Origin of the sequence: Maribacter halichondriae (assembly GCF_027474825.1) — a bacterium.
Lineage (GTDB): Bacteria > Bacteroidota > Bacteroidia > Flavobacteriales > Flavobacteriaceae > Meishania > Meishania halichondriae.
Genome location: NZ_CP107030.1, coordinates 1,135,655 through 1,153,623 on the forward strand (window position 1 = coordinate 1,135,655; position 17,969 = coordinate 1,153,623).

The 17,969-nt window shown below is 40.5% G+C and carries 12 protein-coding genes and 3 pseudogenes; 1 reads left to right on the top strand and 14 read right to left on the bottom strand.

Features of this window, described 5'->3' with window-relative positions; all coding sequences use genetic code 11:
* Window positions 1–79 precede the first annotated feature (79 nt).
* The 8 genes and pseudogenes from N8A86_RS05260 to N8A86_RS05290 form a co-directional block, all read right to left on the bottom strand.
* Complete coding sequence (locus N8A86_RS05260; protein ID WP_273568105.1) at window positions 80–1,399, bottom strand: TolC family protein; 1,320 nt, start codon at window positions 1,397–1,399, stop codon at window positions 80–82.
* The gene (locus tag N8A86_RS05265; RefSeq protein ID WP_273568106.1) at window positions 1,399–4,701 is read right to left on the bottom strand and encodes an efflux RND transporter permease subunit; all 3,303 of its coding nucleotides are present in this window, start codon (window positions 4,699–4,701) and stop codon (window positions 1,399–1,401) included. The genes N8A86_RS05260 and N8A86_RS05265 overlap by 1 nt, the downstream gene beginning before the upstream one ends.
* Window positions 4,701–5,837, bottom strand: coding sequence for an efflux RND transporter periplasmic adaptor subunit (locus tag N8A86_RS05270; RefSeq protein ID WP_273568107.1), 1,137 nt, complete (start codon window positions 5,835–5,837; stop codon window positions 4,701–4,703). Before N8A86_RS05270 ends, N8A86_RS05265 begins: the two co-directional genes overlap by 1 nt.
* Window positions 5,838–5,989: 152 nt before the next feature.
* On the bottom strand, window positions 5,990–6,118 hold the full coding sequence (locus tag N8A86_RS05275; protein ID WP_273568108.1) for a hypothetical protein: 129 nt from the start codon (window positions 6,116–6,118) through the stop codon (window positions 5,990–5,992).
* 36 nt (window positions 6,119–6,154) lie between these two features.
* Window positions 6,155–6,277, bottom strand: a pseudogene (locus N8A86_RS21955) (hypothetical protein); the annotation flags it as partial.
* Window positions 6,274–6,876 (bottom strand): hypothetical protein, encoded by a 603-nt coding sequence (locus N8A86_RS05280; RefSeq protein ID WP_273568109.1) that lies wholly within the window; start codon window positions 6,874–6,876, stop codon window positions 6,274–6,276. The pseudogene N8A86_RS21955 and the gene N8A86_RS05280, both read right to left, overlap by 4 nt.
* Window positions 6,877–7,091: 215 nt before the next feature.
* On the bottom strand, window positions 7,092–7,970 hold the full coding sequence (locus N8A86_RS05285) for a leucine-rich repeat domain-containing protein (protein WP_273568110.1): 879 nt from the start codon (window positions 7,968–7,970) through the stop codon (window positions 7,092–7,094).
* Between the two features lie 186 nt (window positions 7,971–8,156).
* Window positions 8,157–10,078 (bottom strand): annotated as a pseudogene (locus N8A86_RS05290) (ABC-F family ATP-binding cassette domain-containing protein).
* A 146-nt stretch (window positions 10,079–10,224) separates the two neighbouring features.
* Between N8A86_RS05290 and N8A86_RS05295 the strand changes: the two are divergent.
* Window positions 10,225–10,626, top strand: a complete 402-nt coding sequence (locus tag N8A86_RS05295; protein ID WP_273568111.1) for a DUF983 domain-containing protein — start codon at window positions 10,225–10,227, stop codon at window positions 10,624–10,626.
* Here N8A86_RS05295 and N8A86_RS05300 read toward each other — a convergent pair.
* From N8A86_RS05300 to N8A86_RS05325, 6 genes and pseudogenes are all read right to left on the bottom strand, one after another.
* Window positions 10,604–11,659: an NAD(P)/FAD-dependent oxidoreductase gene (locus tag N8A86_RS05300; RefSeq protein ID WP_273568112.1), complete on the bottom strand. Its 1,056-nt coding sequence runs from the start codon at window positions 11,657–11,659 to the stop codon at window positions 10,604–10,606. The two genes, N8A86_RS05295 and N8A86_RS05300, sit on opposite strands and share 23 nt — an antisense overlap.
* A gap of 202 nt (window positions 11,660–11,861) precedes the next feature.
* Window positions 11,862–12,761, bottom strand: a complete 900-nt coding sequence (gene porN / locus N8A86_RS05305) for a type IX secretion system ring subunit PorN/GldN (protein WP_273568113.1) — start codon at window positions 12,759–12,761, stop codon at window positions 11,862–11,864.
* A gap of 56 nt (window positions 12,762–12,817) precedes the next feature.
* Complete coding sequence (gene porM / locus N8A86_RS05310; protein WP_273568114.1) at window positions 12,818–14,377, bottom strand: type IX secretion system motor protein PorM/GldM; 1,560 nt, start codon at window positions 14,375–14,377, stop codon at window positions 12,818–12,820.
* Between the two features lie 54 nt (window positions 14,378–14,431).
* Entirely contained in the window at window positions 14,432–15,082 is a 651-nt protein-coding gene (gene porL / locus N8A86_RS05315; protein WP_273568115.1) for a type IX secretion system motor protein PorL/GldL, read from the bottom strand.
* Between the two features lie 113 nt (window positions 15,083–15,195).
* Window positions 15,196–16,550 (bottom strand): annotated as a pseudogene (gene porK / locus N8A86_RS05320) (T9SS ring complex lipoprotein PorK/GldK).
* A 122-nt stretch (window positions 16,551–16,672) separates the two neighbouring features.
* Window positions 16,673–17,830, bottom strand: a complete 1,158-nt coding sequence (locus tag N8A86_RS05325) for a formimidoylglutamase (protein WP_273568116.1) — start codon at window positions 17,828–17,830, stop codon at window positions 16,673–16,675.
* Between the last annotated feature and the right edge of the window lie 139 nt (window positions 17,831–17,969).

Here is a 17,969-nt window from a genome sequence, read left to right on the forward strand (position 1 = left end):
CTGAAATTGTCCACACGCTTTTAATAAATAGGCAACTTCTATATTCTTTTCTCTATGTTCTGTTTTTTAATAGCCATCCTTAAAAATCCACATTCAACAACTGACCTGTAAGCTGCAGTAATTGTAGTTCTGCAAGTTTGGCATTATACTTTGCAAAGTTTTTACTTGTTTCAGCGTTTAACAGATTTAACTGGGCTTGTCGCAATTCTACAGAGGTAATTCTTCCCAATTTATATTGTTCATTTGAGCGTTCGTAATTATTGGTCGCTGTAGTTACATTGCGCTCTTGCAATCGATATATATAAAGCCGATTTTCATAATCACCCTTTGCATTTGCTATATCACGCTTTACTTCTTGATTGATTTGCTCCATTAACGTTTCTTGATTATCCAATGCTATTTTTGCATTCTTAATTTGGGTAATTCCAGAACCGCCATCAAAAAGATTCCAAGTAAGGTTTAAACCGGTAGAAAAACCAGTTGATGTACTTGATGATAAAAAATTTGTGGCAGGAAAATTCCCTTCATTCCATCCGTAAGAACCGGTCAAACCAATAGTCGGCAGTAATACTGACTTACCCGCCTTCAAAACATAATCGTTTACCAAGATGTTTTTCTCAGCTTGTAACATGCGAATATTGTTGCTTTCGCCATTCTCTAAAAACTCCTCTAATATCAAAGGGTTTGTAAAAACAATTGTTGTGTCAACTTCGAAATTTACTTTTAAATCTCTATTCATTAAAAGATTTAAATCACGCTGCGTATTCCTGAAAGTCTGTCTTTCGTTCATTAAATTGATGCTGTCATTTACTAAATCTACTTGAGCATTTAGAACATCTAATTTATTTGTCTGACCATATTCAAAACTATATTCTGCTCTTTGCAGACGATTAGTGGTATTCGCAAAGGTCTCTTTGAGTACCTCAATATTTTCAGAGAGTCGTGCAACCTCAAAATAAACAGTAAACAATTGCACGATGGTAGTTTCAATTGTCTCTCGTGCCTGAAGTTCTGACAGATTATACTCTTCATTTAATCGTTTATAATCATACCACCTTCCTAATCCATCGAACAAGGTATAATTCAGGTTCAAAGACGCATTATAGCGTGTAGTTTCAGCTCCATCAATTGCTCTAACTGTTCCATCTTGAAAAGTAGCTTCCTGATTATTCTCGTCATACGAACCTCCCGCATTTGCGGCTAACGCAGGTAAAAACCCGGAATTTAAAATACTTTGATTGTTATCCGCAATCCTGACCTGATTTTTAGCTATTTTAATTCCAAAATTATTCTCCAAAGCAAGCTTTACCAACTCATCTTTCGAAAGTAATTTTTCTTGAGCATAAATCACACCACATCCTAGCGTCAACAGTAGGATTAGCAAGCTACATTGTTTCATTATATTTCTTTGCTTTCAGGTTCAAGTGAAGGTTCGTCGCTATGTCTTGATGGCGTAAGCTGGCCATTTCCTGAACCATTTACGGAATGCGTCTGCAATTCGCTCATATGTTTTTCTTCCTTTTGTTCCTTAATGGCTCGCTCAACTTCTTCTTTGGAAATATCATTACCTGTAGCCAACCATTTTGTACCCACTTTTAAATTATTGCTAAACGATAAAAAGAGCGGTAGCATCAACAGCGTAAGCACGGTGGCAAAGCCAATTCCGTAGGCAATGGAAATTGCCATGGGAATCAAAAATTGTGCCTGTCGACTGGTTTCGAGCATTAAAGGTGCCAACCCCGCTATAGTTGTAATCGAAGTAAGAAAAATTGCGCGAAAACGAGAACGCCCAGCTTCATAGATAGCATCGTCAAAGGTCATTCCTTCCCTTAGGTTATTATTAAATCTCCCAATAAGCACGAGCCCATCGTTTACCATAATTCCGATAAGTGCGATAATGCCCAACATGGATAAAATGTTGATTGGAAAATCATGCAACCAATGCCCCCAAGCAACTGCGGTTAGACTGAAAGGAACTAACAAGAGCAGCATCAACGGTTGACTAAAGCTTCTAAACGTAAACGCTATTGTCATATAGATCAATGCCAAAACGGATAGCCCAACGAAATTCAGGGAATCAAAAAGTTTGTTCCTTTCCCTATTTTGCCCTTCATAGGATGCTGTCACGGTGGGGTATTTCGACTGGATCTCAGGCATGATCTCGGTCTTGATCTCGTTCATTATATCGACCGGACTCGTAGCCTTGTCGTCTTTCAAATCCGCCGAAATTTGAATTTCTCGACGACCCTCGAGACGGTTGATGGCGACATCGCCACGTTCGATACTGTAACTTGCAATTTCTTTCAAGGGTACACGACTACCGGTATTGGTCACAATTCGCATTTCATCCAAATCGGAAATAGATGAACGATTGTCCCTATCGTAGCGCACCCAGACCCTTATTTCATCTTGCCCCCTTTGAAAACGTTGAGCCTGCGCTCCAAAGAACCCGGCACGGACCTGATTCATGACCGTTCTCAAGTCCAGACCTAATAAATAAGCATTCTCTTTAAGTTCTAAACGGATTTCCTTGATGCCATCCGGATCATTATCGGCCACATCTTTCAAAGCCGTGTTATTCTCTAAGGCGGTTTTTAATTCCGCTTTTGCCGCCTTTAACTCTTGTATATTATTTCCTAATAGGGACACGGAAACAGGGTCACCCCCAAAATTTCCACCCGAACCATAAATAAGGCTCTCTACGCCGATGACGGGGCCCACCAATTCTCGCAACCTGTTGGTTATCAAATCGGCCCGAATGGCATCGGGTCGTTCTTCACCAGGAAGAAGATTAATTCTTAGGGTAGCCGATGAGGATCCAGGACCGAGTTGTCTGATCACATTTTCAAAAAGAACCTTATCCGTACCCTTTAAATATTGTTCGGTGAGTTCTTGGTTGACGATTTCAGATTTTTCCTCGATAAGACTGATAATCGAATCGGTAACCTTTTCATTGGTGCCATTCGGCATTAATAACTCTATCTGCACCGCATCGCTTGCAATTCTAGGGAAAAAAGCAGTGCGGATAATACCTCCACCGACCGAGCCAAAAGTGAGCAACAATGCTGCCACGAACATACCGAAGACCAATAATTTGTTCGCTAACGAGAACTTTAGGGCCGGACTATAAAGATTGTCTCGCATCCATCCCATAAAACGGTCTCCTGCCTGATTGATGCCCCTAAGTTTTGCAAAAGCCCTACCAATGCCCGTTTTTGGCTTTTTATCAACGGCTTGCAATGCCTTGGAATGGGCTAAATGCGCGGGCAATATAATCAGGGCCTCGATCAAAGAGACTACCAAAGTCAATATAACGATGACCGATACTTCTCCAAAGAAATCACCGATCCGTCCATCGAGAAAGAGAAAAATGGAAAAAGCCAAAAGGGTTGTAATTATTGCAGAAACAATAGGCGGTATAACTTCCATCGTACCATCTATTGCAGCCTGAATCGGCGATTTTCCCTTCTCGTAGTGTTGGTAGATATTTTCGGCTATTACAATACCGTCATCCACCAAAATACCGATTACGATAATCATCCCGAATAGGGAAAGTACGTTGATGGTCACATTGAAGAACCCGGCAAAGACGAACATACCCAAAAATGAAATCGGGAGTCCGAACGCCACCCAGAATGCCAATCGTGTATTCAAGAACAACGACAGGAAAATGAGCACGAGTATCATCCCCATAATCGCATTTTCAGTAAGCAGTTTAGTACGCTGGGTCAAGGTAGTGGAAAGGTCCCTGACGACATCCAATTGAACGTTGTCGTACTTTTCGTTGAAATCTTCGATATACGCTTTTACTTTTTCGGCGGAGCCGATAAGATCTTCGGTATTGGTACTGGTAATGGTCGCATTTACCGATAAATTTCCGTTGAAATAAGAAGCATTGGGTGTCTCTGAGAAACGATCTCGAATAATGGCCACATCTTTTAAGCGTACAGCTTGACCCGATGCATCTGCACGTACTATGATATTGGAAAGTTCATCACCATAATATGAGCGATTGTTCGCCCGAATAAGATATTCCTCAGCATCGGTCTTGATATTTCCCCCGGTAACCAGAATATTCGCATTTCCAACGGCCAGGGCCACCTCGGTAAATGAGATATCGTAGGCCAACAAGCTATTTTCATCTACGGCAATCTCGATTTCCTCCTGTGGGTAGCCTTCGATCTCTATCTGCGAAATTCCTTCGATCGCCCTAATATCGTTCTCTATCTCACGGCCTATTTTTTTCAAGGTGGCCAACGGAATGTTATCACCGCTCACTGCAAAACTTATGGTAGGTCGTACGGCATCCAATTTTGAAACGATCAAAGGCTCCATTCCTCCAGGAAAGGTAGGCACTCGATCGACAGCATTCTTGACCTCCAACAACATAAAATCGATATCGCGTCCTTTTTCGATCTCAACATTGATACTACCGCTATTCTCTCTAGAGGTCGAGGTAACGCGATCCACGCCTTCCAAACCTTTTAGATTATCCTCTATTTTGAGTACGATACCTTCCTCCACTTCCTGTGGGGACGCTCCTGGGTAGGTTACTGTGATAAAAACATTTTTTGATTCGGTAAGCGGAAAAAAGGAAGATTTCAATGAAAGTGCACCGACAATCCCAAAAACGAAACATGCCAAAACGATCACATCAACTGCGACATGGTACTTTATAAAGTAAGCGATTAACTTTCTCATTATCCGTTGATGTTAGCGGTATCATTCTCAAAAATCTTCACCGCCATACCGGTATAGGCGCCTATCAATGGTTTTGCCATAATCGTAGTGCCATCCGGAACCTCTTTGATCACTACCTTCTTGTCGGTAAAGTACACCGGTTTTACGTTTATAAGGTCGAGAACCGAATCGCGCACTACGAAAATCTGATTGTTCTCGAGCAGCAGGTTCCTATCAATTTCGATGGCGTCCTTTTCTTCTTTTGCATCAAGTTGCGCTTCGAGGTACATACCCTCGCGAAGCGTCTTGTCGTTGACCTGAATATATGCCTTTATGGTTTGGGATGCCTGATCTACCCTTCCGTTGATTCTGGCTACTTTTCCCTTGTATGTTTTTGAATCGTTCAGGTTGGTGAGTGCCACTTCCTCTCCAATTTTTAGAAGGTCACTGTACGTCTTACTAATCGCCACTTCAAGTTCGTAGATATCCGTATTAATGAACTCGCCCAATTTTTGGCCTGCTCTAATCAATGTTCCTTCAGTGACAAGGGTTTCGGTAAGAATACCGTTGAAAGGAGCAGAGATGCGATACTTTGACAATCGTTGTTCAAGGTTCTTGATATTATAGAAGCTGGTAAGTATGCCACGCCCACTAATAAAGAATTTCTCCTTTTTCGAAGTCATTTCAGGAAGCTCGGGAGTATTCGTGTTCATATCAAAGCCATTAAGGTAGCTTTCCCATTTGGAAAATATCTCAGGGTAATCAAGGCGAAGATCGGGCATTATCGAAGTCAACTGATTATAAAGATCGCTTTTTGCCGATTGTACACTTGCCGCATACTCGGCCGCATCTATTCGAATGATGGTTTCTCCTTTTCGATATTCCTCCCCTGCTCTGAAGAGTTTGTTGCCACCTTTAAAAACCCCTTGCACCTCAGCATAAAGTTCTACTCTATTTTTGGCTCGAAGGTTACCATTTGCCGGCACCACAATAGGTATCGTACCGTTCATGACGACTTGCGTAAAAACAGTCTTGACTACTTTTTCTGCTTTGGGTCTAAATGATTTTTTACTGTCGGCAATGGCTTTCATACCGAAAAAGGCACCTATGATCAATAAGACGCCCAAAATCGATAATATTATTTTTCTTTTATTCATAGGATGGGATAGATGGCTTGCGATTAGATTGCAAAACTAACTATTGGTTTAAGCGAGTGGAGTTAAATATATCTTAAATGTTAATGGGCAAACACATACAAGAAAGGGGATGCAATGTGCATCCCCTTTCTTTACTACTTTTAAAGATATGGCTATTGATCATTGTTCACATCTTCGAATTTGGTCTCGGCGGTTCGAGTATCCATTCCGGGCAACCCGCTATATTTTCCATTTAATAGAACATCGTCGCTATAAAAAGTGATCAAGCCTTTGCTGTTCATGTCGTGAAGTGGCTCGAAAGAATCAAACTTATTCCTTTGAAGACTTAAAAATTGAAGTTCTGTCAAAACCGCAATACCATTGGGAACAGTACCTTCAAAAGCATTGGAAGACAGATCAAGCTCCGAAAGGCCCTTTAGACGTTCAAAGCTTAAAGCTATCTTACCCCCAACCTATTGTTGGAAATATCCAAATTGGTCAACTTGGAAAGTCTTTCTATTGATGTCGGTAAATTTCCGGTCAATGAGTTACTTGAAAGATCCAATATCTCAAGGTTTTTGGCAGCACCGATACTTCTAGGGATATCGCCTTCAATCTGATTATCGAAAAGCGTAAGTGTCTTCAAATTTGACATGTTGCCCAATTCGAAAGGAAGCTTTCCATCCAATAGGTTCATTTCCAATTTGACCGCTTCTATTTTGTTCAGTTCGGTCAACTCCTCAGGTATTTCACCTTCCAACTTGTTGAGGGCCAAATCAAGTATATGTAAATTTTTAAGTTCTTTTACGCTTGTAGGAATCTTGCCTTCCAGATTATTTTCGTAAAGAACAATACCTGTAACATGGCCTTCATTAATTTCTATACCGTACCAAGTATCTACGGATGATTTTATGTCCCATGGGGTAGTCCAAGAGGCACCCTTGGTGGCATGGTAGAGATCCAGCAAAGCCGATTTTTCACTCTCAGGAATCTGGGCACGTACCAGAACGTGCATAAACAGTAGCATTAATACTGGTGCAAAAAGTAGTTTTTGTTTCATAGTTAAACGTTTTAGAATTAGGACGAAGTGAAATGGTTTCAACAATTGTTGTGGAAATTTTGTAAAAAGCCCCGATAAAATGTTTATTTCAACCATATTCGTTGAATTCTAACGTTTTAATTTGCTATTTCTGATATTTTTTAGTAGAAATTTAAAGGAACATAAAAAGGGGCGTCTATAGACGCCCCTTTTTATTGGATCAAGGTTGCTAAAGTTCAATCATTTTCAATATCATCCTCGAATTTGGTATCGGCCATTCTTGAATTGTTGATATTGAGATCTTTAAAGTCGGTCTTTATATTGCCGTCATCGTAGTCGAAGACCAAAAACTGACGTGCTTCCATGAGCTGCAAATTTTCGAACGAATTTATTTTGTTGTTCTGAATTTGAAATACTTGCAAACTTGCCAATTGACCGAACTCTTCCGGAATGGCTCCTGTAAGCTGGTTGTTGGCCAGTACCAATTCTTTCATTTTGGTCAAATTGCCAATCTCTCTGGGGATAAAGCCTTGTAAAGCATTTTCGAACAGCCCCAAACTTTCTAAGTGAACAAGGTCGCCCAACGAACCGGGTATCTCACCCGATAACGCATTACTTGATAAGTTCAATGTTTTAAGTTGCGTTAGATTTCCTATACCTTCGGGAATGTTGCCAGAAAGAAAATTATTGAATGCGGTAAGTTCTTCAAGGTTTTCAAGGGCTCCGATACTTTCGGGAAGTTCTCCTTTAATCTTGTTCATTTCCAATTTGAGCACTTTGAGATTGCCCAACAGAACAATTCCATCAGGAAGTTCACCCGTGATATTATTGAACGCCAGATTTAGTTTGGTGAGCTTCTTAAGATCTCCGATGCTTTTTGGTAAAGTTCCCATAAGGTTATTTCTGAACAAATTGATCTCAACGACGTGGTCATTCTCGACTGTTACGCCGTACCAATCTGAGACCGGTGCCTTTAAATCCCACTTTTTTACCCAATGTTCTCCATTGGTGCTCGCATGAAGATCAATGAGTGCCTTTCTCTCCGCTCTAGGAACTTTGGCGAAGACGACCGTACAAGTAAAAAGAAGTACGACAATAGCTAGTAGATTTCTCATAAATAAATGTCATTTTGAATTATATCAAGATTTGGCCAATCCAAATATTGTAAGATTTGTTAAGATTTTACCTACAAATAACGCTAAATTATAGATTAAAATCTAAAAATATCGACGAAACGTCCATATTTGTTGTGAAAGCCCTGTTTTTTGTGGTGTAGGAAAAACAACTTGTACATATTGACTTTAAGACTCCATTTTTTCTAAATCCAAGGTAATGCTTTCCCAACTTTTCATATGCTTTTCCAACGCTTTTTTCTTATCCTGATATTTCTCGAAAAATTGTGGATTGGCTATGGTCTCATCATAATTCATCAGCAAGTCATGATCAATTTCGGCAATTTCTTTCTCCAAGGCCGAAATCTTATTTTCGACCGAGCTCAATTTGTTTTTTAAAGATTTCAGCAATTTCTGATCTTGGAACGAGATTCCCTTGTCTTTTTTTGCTTCCTTATCCGTATTCTTGGGTTTACTCTGCTTTTTTTCTATGGCCCTGAAGTCTTCGACCTTTTTTTGCTCCAAGTAAAAATTGATATCCCCTAGATATTCCTTGATTTTTCTATCCTTGAATTCATAGACCTTGTTGGTCAATCCTTGTAGAAAATCTCGGTCATGCGAAACCAATATTAGGGTACCCTCAAAATTCTGTAAGGCCTGTTTGAGAACGCTTTTTGACTTAATATCCAAATGGTTCGTTGGTTCGTCCATGACCAGCACATTGAAAGGTTGGAGCAACATTTTAGCCAAAGCCAAACGATTGCGTTCTCCACCCGAAAGCACTTTGACGTATTTTTCAACTTCATCGCCCCTGAATAGGAAAGATCCCAAAATATCTCGCACCTTACTTCTATTCTTTTCATTTGCGGCATCGATCATGGTATCCAAAACTGTTTTTGAACCATCAAGATACTCTGCCTGATTTTGAGCAAAATATCCTATCTGCACGTTGTGCCCTAGTTTTAAATGACCTTTATAATCCAATTCTCCCACCATGATTTTTGCCAGTGTAGACTTGCCCTGCCCGTTCTGACCTACAAAAGCCGTCTTGCTATCACGTTCAATAAGCAAGTTGATACCCGCAAGTACATGGTTGTCGCCATAGCTTTTAGATAAATTTTCAATCTCGGTTACTACTTTTCCAGGGTTATCGAGATAGGAAAGCGCACGTTCATCACGCTATTGTCATCTTCATCTACCTCGATACGCTCTATTTTGTCCAGTTTCTTGATCAACGATTGCGCCATGGAGGCCTTTGTGCTTTTTGCCCTGAACTTTTCGATAAGACGTTCGGCCTGTTGAATTTCCTTTTCCTGATTTTTTTGGGCATTTAGCTGTTGTTGCTTCATGTCGTGACGCAATACCAAGTACTTAGAATAGGGTTTGTTATAATCGTAAATTCGCCCCAATGAAATCTCAATGGTCCTGTTCGTTACATTGTCCAAGAACATTTTATCGTGCGATACAATGACCACAGCACCGGTATGGTTCCTTAAAAATTGTTCAAGCCAAATAATGGATTCGATATCCAAATGGTTGGTGGGTTCATCCAATAGAAGTACATCGTTACTTTGAAGTAAGAGTTTGGCTAATTCGATGCGCATACGCCATCCGCCCGAAAAAGTATCCGTTTTTTTTGTGAAGTCTTCCCGTACGAACCCTAGGCCCTGAAGAATTTTTTCGGTCTCCCCTTGATAATTATATCCCCCGACTATCTCATACCGATGCGAGACATCGTTCAGGTCGACCATAAGTTGATGATAGCCCTCACTTTCATAATCCGTACGTTCGGCCAGCTGTTGGTTGATATACTCTAGGCGTTGCTCTAGCGCCTTGATTTCCTCAAAGGCTTGATAGGCCTCTTCTAAAACGGTTCTGCCCTGTTCGAAGTCTATATCCTGTCTCAAAAAACCAATCTTCACATCTTTCTCAATGGCAATAGTACCCGAATCAAAAGTCATGTCTTTCGACAACAGTTTCAAAAGTGTCGATTTGCCGGCACCGTTCTTACCGATAAGACCCACTCGGTCTCCCCCGTTCAAACGAAAAGAGATTTCTTCAAAGAGATATTCGCCTCCGAAGGAAACCGAAAGATTATGGACGTTCAACATGGAAATTTTGTTTATGTTCTCTATTGTTTCATTTTTATGGTTCAAAAACCATATACATGAAATTTTAGAAACTAAAAATATATTAATGTGACTTTTGTTACGGTCAAAAATACCGCTATTACATACCTTTGTGCAAAGTTTTGCAAATGTTAAAAAAAGGAAACAAACTCTACAGTATTTTAACAGGAAGTTGCCCAAAATGTCATAAAGAAAGCATGTATGAGGATAATAACCCCTATCATTTGGGCAATCTCTTTAAAATGCACGAGCGTTGTTCTCATTGTGGTACAAAATATAAAATGGAACCATCATTCTTCTATGGTGCCATGTATGTAAGTTACGGTGTTGGAGTTGCGTTTGCCGTTGCCGCTTTTGTCATCTCCTTTTTATTTATAAGGATGTCGTTGAAAAACACCTTTATTGCCATTGTGGGCACTTTGGTGATTTTCTTGCCCTTTATCATTCGCGTCTCGCGAAATATCTGGATAAATTTCTTTATCCATTATGATGCAAAGGCCGTCAAAGTTAGTCCTCATAATACTTTTTAATAAATCGTGAAATGTCCAATTGTTGGTCTACGGCCATACCATTCTCGATAAGGTGATATAGTTGTTGGGCGGCATAGGGCGCAATCAGCACGCCTCGCGACCCAAACCCATTAAGAAGGTATAAATTCTTATGCTTCGGATGTTGGCCGATCAAGGGTCTTCTATCAACTACCGTAGGACGGATACCAGCAATGTGATCCATAACTTCATAGTCGCATTTTATAAAACGGTCCAAAGCGGCCAAAAGTTCTGTTTTGGCTTTCCCAGTGGGTTTATTGGAGAGGCCATTTCGGTCATAGTTTGCGCCAATACGATACATATCATCTCCTTCGGGAATACAGAAAATCGAAGCTTTGATAGCATCTTTCTCTTTTAAATTCTGAGCTTTTATAAATACATATTCACCTTTATTACCATGTACGGGCAAATACTTGAAATATGGGTTATTCTTTATGCCGAAACCTTCGGCGAAAACAATATTTTTGGCCTTGATCGATTTGTATTCCAAAAAGTTCGTTTCACATCGCAACGCTTTAAAATCAAAAGTTTCGGGTAGTAAACAGTTTTGTCCAACCAAGTGTTCTTTATATGCCTGTATCAGCTTTTTAGTGTCAATCTTTCCTGTTCCCAATACTTCTCCATAGCCAAAGGGTGCATCTATGTTCGGATTCGTATTTTGGTGGATGTCCGTCGACAGAAACTCTCCCAAATCTGTTTTATCCGATGCTTCGAACCACAAATTTTGTTCTTCCACCGAAACAAAACGTCGTAAGACTGGCAGCTTATAATTCAGTTGAACGCTCAACTTTTTCTCCAAACCGTTGTAAAAAGGTAGTGCCAAATCGAGCTGCTCTTTTGCCTTCCATGCCAGTGTGAATCTTTTTAAAATAACGGGGTTATAGAGACCGCCAGCTACCAAAGAAGAATTCTGTGACTCATCACTGACAACTTTGAATGTTTTTTGATTTTGTTGCAAAGTTTCACTGAACGACACTCCGGCCAATCCCAGCCCTACGATTAGGTAATCAATCATAAGGTAAAGGTAGAAAATCGCTGGTCATTGTGAGTTTTTCAACAGTAAGTTGAGGTCGGAAATTGTAGAATCCATTTTCTAACCTTCGACAGATTGCTTCGCTTCGCCTGTCTACTGACAGGCAGGCTCGCAATGACGAATAAAAAAGCCTCGACGTTTTCGTCGAGGCTTTTTATACTATTGAATTGGAATTAATTCTTTCTTAATAAGACCACATATCTTGTTCCCTATCCCTAATGGCCTCTTTTATTCTTTTGGACTCTAGCAATTGAAATAATGCGTTGTCTGCAACGTAATCGTTCACTTCTCGGTCGCCATGTACATTGTCTTCCTTGTAGATGACCGCTCCGAACCTTCGTGCGTTCAACAACATATCAAACGATATAGGCTGCGCCGAATTACGCTGGTTGAATACCTTGGCTTCGTGCAAAATCTGTCTTGCATCAGGGTACCATACCCAGAACAACTCAACTTTGGCATCTGCTGGATCCATCGATTCGTCATCAATAAAGTTGACATCTGGTGCCACAGGGGCAATACCTAATAACCGATACTTCAATTCACCTTGACGCTTATCAAAATACCACATACCTTTGATACGGTACTCCTCAACATCGGCAGCACTTAAATCTCTTCGAATAACATATTCTTGAGAAAGTTGTTCACCAGCATTTATCTGCTCATACCCATAATCGGTCGTATCTACTTTTTGCAAGGTAGCGGTGAGATCATTGAAGTTTCTCTTATCGGTAAAATACGAGTCAGCATAAACCTCAAGCTTTCCGTTTCTAACATTCTTTACTAGAACATCATACAATGACCGTCGATCGGCACCAATATCTATGGTGTCAGTCGGATAATACAAAGGAAAGTTGACCCTTTCATCAAGATCGATAACTTCCCAAACAGTCTTAGACCAAAGGATATCACGATCATCGACATAACCATACTCAAGCGGCGCATCATTGTCCATTGCCTTTTGGGCCTCGGTCTTTATACCGATTTCCTGCGGCTTTTTGGCGTTCAATATGTTCGCTTGGGCCATCATTGAAACAGGTAATAAAGTAACTGCTCCAATCAATAAAACATTTTTCCAATTCATCTTAATTCAATTTAAAATTACCGAGCGACCATTGGGCCGCCCGGTTATCCATTATACTAGTTTGTAATCTCCACAACTACAGGAGATACTTTCTTCAACTTGTAACTTTTGTTATTGGTAATATATGCTTCGATATCGAATATCTGAACAGCATCACCTCTACTAGCTCTTTTCAAAGCAGATTTCGCATTTGCGTTCAACTTGTTACCGCTTACACTTACGGTAGGCTGACCTGGCACTTTGAATTTAAATCCGCTTACGGCAAGGTTCAAATCAAAATCGAAATCTTCCAACATTGCACCGATAGTAGCAATCTCCATGTTAGACCTAGGCAATTTTGCACTACCTGTCTGCTTACTTACCGAACCTGCAGGTCTTGGAATATCTTTAATCCTAAACTCGGATTTAGAAGATACTGTTTGACCATCTGGCAAGGTACCCGAAGCTGTGATCGTAACCGTTCTACCTGTACCAGGGTTCATGACATACTTGCTACCACTGCTCTGTTTAAGACCAGGTGCAGAAGCACGAACCTTGTTATTAGGAATACCAGGAATCGAAATCGACATTGGATTCGCTACACCACGATACACAACATTCATTTTATCAGCAGCGATCAACGCGGCATTTGGCTTAGAAATAGTTGCGAAACTATTTTTTACTTCAACTGGAATTTCTTCCCCGTCTTGTTTAAAATAGATAGTACCTGCAACTTCATGGTCTCCGGCATTACCAGAACCGATTAGAAGTTTAACACCGCCCGACTCTAATTTATAGTCACTTCCCTCCGATAGTTTTCTACCGTCTAAAGTTAACTCCGCTCTAACCGGTGTAGAAGAATTGTCGGTTTTACTAATAATAATCTTACCGTCATACTTTTCTCCAGTGTAGAAAGCAGATTTACTTGCAAGAAGTGAAGTAGCAAAATTCTTCAGCGAAACCTGTTCTGTCAATTCACCAGCTAACATCGATTTTAAAGCATCTTCTTCTGTAGCCTTAACATCTGCTTGAAGTGCTGACAATTTAGCCAAAGAGGCTACCTGAGGGAAACTCTCATAATGATAGTTGATCCAATCTTGCTTTGTTCCATCACGCTTTTCGACTTTTCCGTTAGCGTCACCCGTTTCAAAACGAGCGTTGACAGAAGCTTTAATCCCTTGAGGGACTATAGCGGCAACCTGCGTTCGATAATCGTTTATACGTTTCATAAACTCCTTACCACCTTCGGCAAGGTTATCGCCTTGAAAGAACGTTTGATCCAAATAATCGGACTTGTCCATTACCGCATAATCCTTAGGATCTTCAGTACCCTCCATCATTCCGGTTTTTAAACCTTCCAGATAATCATAATACTCCTGAGATAATGTCTTTATTTGCTGAGCATCTTTATAGAGTTTTTCGTATTTAGCTGAATCCTCTGATGCCTTTGTTTCAAGACCGCTTAAGAAAGCTAGGTTACTTTCTGTCGTCTTTGCATTGGAAGCTTCCATCCTCTCATTCATAATACCGAATGCGGCGAGAACTTCCTTGCTCATATTTAAGGCCAACATCGCGATGAAGATCAAATACATTAAGTTGATCATCTTCTGACGTGGCGTTGCTTTTCCTGAAGCCATATTTCTAATTAGTTTTTAATTAATATTTGATTTGGGGTATATAACTAAATCTAATTAGTTTCTGTTCATTGCGGATAGCATTCCTCCGTAAACTCCGTTCAAAGAAGAAAGGTTGGTAGACAATGAAGCCATCTGATCCTTAAGGGCAGAAGCATTTTGTACCACTTCTTCGTTAACGGAAGCTTGCTTGCTAGCACTTTCTAACTGAACTTTATATAAGCTGTTCAAAGATTCCATCTGCGCTGCAGCCTGAACCATTTCATCAGAATATTTTCTGGTAGATTCCATAGCATCTACTGTTGGGGCAATACCTTTGGCAGCGCCTTCGAAGTTTCTGATGCTATCTCCAAGACTTTCCATCAAGCTGGCATCGACACCTGCTTCTTTCAATAGGTTGTCCAACTTAGCTGACAATGAAGCTTCTGCTTCTTTCATTTCAAGAGCTTCGTTGTTTCTACCTTGAGATGCACCACCGCCCAGTTCTGGATATACCAAAGACCAATCGTATTCGTCATCTACAGGTTCGAATGCACTGATTGCAAAAATTAGTGCTTCTGTAATAAGACCTATCGCAAGTAAGATTCCGCCGTTAAGAGGGCCAAATTCCCAGTGAAGGATTTTAAATAACGCACCAATAATTACTACCGATGCCCCAAGGCCATAGGCCATGTTGAAAAGTTTTTTTGTTGATTTTGACTGTGCCATAATAAAAGATTTAATTTAAGTTTAATTAATAATAAGTATTTGGTTAAAATTTGATTGTTTTTTCCGGCAGTAACCGGAGGGTGTATTTACTATTTAACTATATTCTTAATATTCTATTGTGTTGAATCTTCTTCTCCCATATAATCTTGCACGGTACGGAACCCTACATAACTACGGGCAGAATCAGCATATTCATAATCCCTAGTACTTACTTGCAAGAAGTAGGCAACATCTTTCCATGAACCACCACGTATCACCTTTCTGGAGTTACTGCCGTCGCCACCGTTCGGGTTCATCGTAGATACATAGTCGTACGAACTTGGATCATAACTAGAGTTCGTCCATTCCGAAACATTACCTGCCATATTGTACAAGTTGAAATCATTTGGCTCATATGATTTGGCCTCTACGGTATAGAGTGCCATATCTGCTGCGTAATCTCCACGCTGTGGTTTAAAGTTTGCCATATAACAACCCGTGTCGCTTATTACATAAGGACCACCCCATGGATAGGTTCCACCTTCGATACCACCTCTGGCAGCATACTCCCACTCAGCCTCCGTAGGAAGTCTAAATTGGTTTACAAACTGCTTTCCTCTACTTTTCTGATCGTCATTCTTGAACTTGGTTCTCCAGTTACAGAAAGCCTTTGCTTGTTTCCAAGAAATACCGACAACAGGATATTCGCTATAAGCATCATGCCAAAAATAATCGTTGTGCATAGGTTCGTTGTACGAGTACTCAAAATCACGGATCCAAACTGTAGTGTCGGGATAGATTTCCAATTCTTCTTGACGGATGAAATCTTTTCTTCTGCCAGTTTTAGATCTTGCAGCAGCTTCGATATCCATCCAGCTATATTTGTATTTCAATTTCGTAACGTCGATGGTACGTTGGCCGTTATACGATTCCTCTTCAGGAATGTACAATGAATCCATCACCTCGGTATAATATTCATCAGGATATTCCGAAACATCCCAAACAAGATCTTCATCCCTGTTAAGAGATCGTCCCTCATTGTAATCGTCACCCATACCTACATAATTGTCCAACATATACTTATCGTAAACGGACAATTTTGTTGTATCGGCATCTTGATATGCATATTCGCCGATGCCACCATCTTCTGGCCCGAGGCCCAACTCATCGGCAAGTCTGGCCAAATTGGTTCTGGCAATCGAATCTTGTACCCATTCTACGAACTGACGATATTCGCTGTTTGTAATCTCGGTATCGTCCATATAAAATGAACGCACGGTAACGGTCTTGGTAGGGGCGTTGAGAACCTGTGCCATATCTTCTTCTGCTTTACCCATGATAAAAGATCCACGGGGATCAATTCCATACCATAAGGCTTTTCAGGATACCACTTTTTTCCTTGGGCCCCGACTAGTTCTCCCTTTGTTTTAGACCCACAACTCGTGAGCAAAAAAACAAACGCTATAGATGATAACAATAGCTTCTTCATACTTTAGGTTAAATTTCGATTATGGTTATAACTGCAAACACAATTAGCATTTCTACTCTCTAAAACTTCGATTTGAGTAAAATATTGTATTGGACGTTATTATCCCTTAAAAAAATTTTTGATCAGTTAAAGCCTTTCTTATAGGCCTTGAACCACCGGTCTGGAATGTTCTGGTCGCATGCGTCCAAATAGTCCTTTTCAGTGCATGGTAATAACGCCGGTGAATTTGTTTTAGTATGCGAAGAAAGAATCGAAGGCACCTCTACCCACCACCGATCGGTGAAATGACTCTTATAATAGACCAAATGCTCATTTTCGGTGGGTACCATATACTTAGTGAAGTTGTCACTGTCCGTAAGCGGCGACTCAAAAATTCTGAAATTAAAGCCTTCTATGAAGTACCAGATCAGCTGGGCCATCAGTTGGCATGATTGATTCGTATTTTCCATTTCATATAACCCAAAAACGCGAACATTTTCACTTAGACCTGCATATCTTGAGATCGCACATATTTCACGGCCGGTAAATCCGTTCGGGGAAAAATTATTTGATAAGCCAATTTCGCTGGCCCCTACTGCCCTCAGGTCCAAACTCACGAGGTGGGCATTACGCAATGCAGGTTCGGCCAAAGTGATATCCGCGGCAACATCTCCCAATCTATAGGAGTCAAAAAAGAGACGTTCCATAAGATCCAGCTCTTCCTGGGCATTGAAGTAACTCTGATAGCCTATATTTGAGAAGTTGAAAAGATTGTTCGGTTTATCGGTAATAATCTTGCTCATATACGAATGTGACGATATTAATTCATCGTCCATCCCGAAATCGAAACGGCTATCAATAGCTACCAAGTTGATCATGTCGACAATACCATCGAAAGCCCTATATGTCGGATAGGTAATATCTTGGGTAGCACCTATTATTATTGGTATAATGTCTTCTTCTAAAAGTCCCGCAACGATTTCCTTGACGACAAAGTAGGTATCTTCTACGGATTCACCTTCTTCAATATCACCCATGTCAACGATGTTCGAATTCCAATTACCCATCATCAACTTATACAGTTGTAATCGGATTGCAGAGACATCTAATTTTTCCGGTTTTTTTTCAAAGGCATTTCGAGATTCCTTGACCCCAAGAATTGCTATGGAAGCCAAAGCCAAAACAGGAAGACCGTCTTTAACGGTATGTATATGAATATGTCTTCCGAGGGCCTGAGAAGGCAACAATTCGCAGTGAGCCAGCACCTTATCTTCAACTGGAATTAAGAAATCGTAAGCCATTTTCGGGTTTCGGGTTTCGGGTTTCGGGTTTCGGGTTTCGGGTTTCGGGTTTCGGGTTTCGGGTTTCGGGTTTCGGGTTTCGGGTTTCGGGTTTCAAATGTTTAATTCTAAACTACAAAACCCATAAACTCCTAACCTT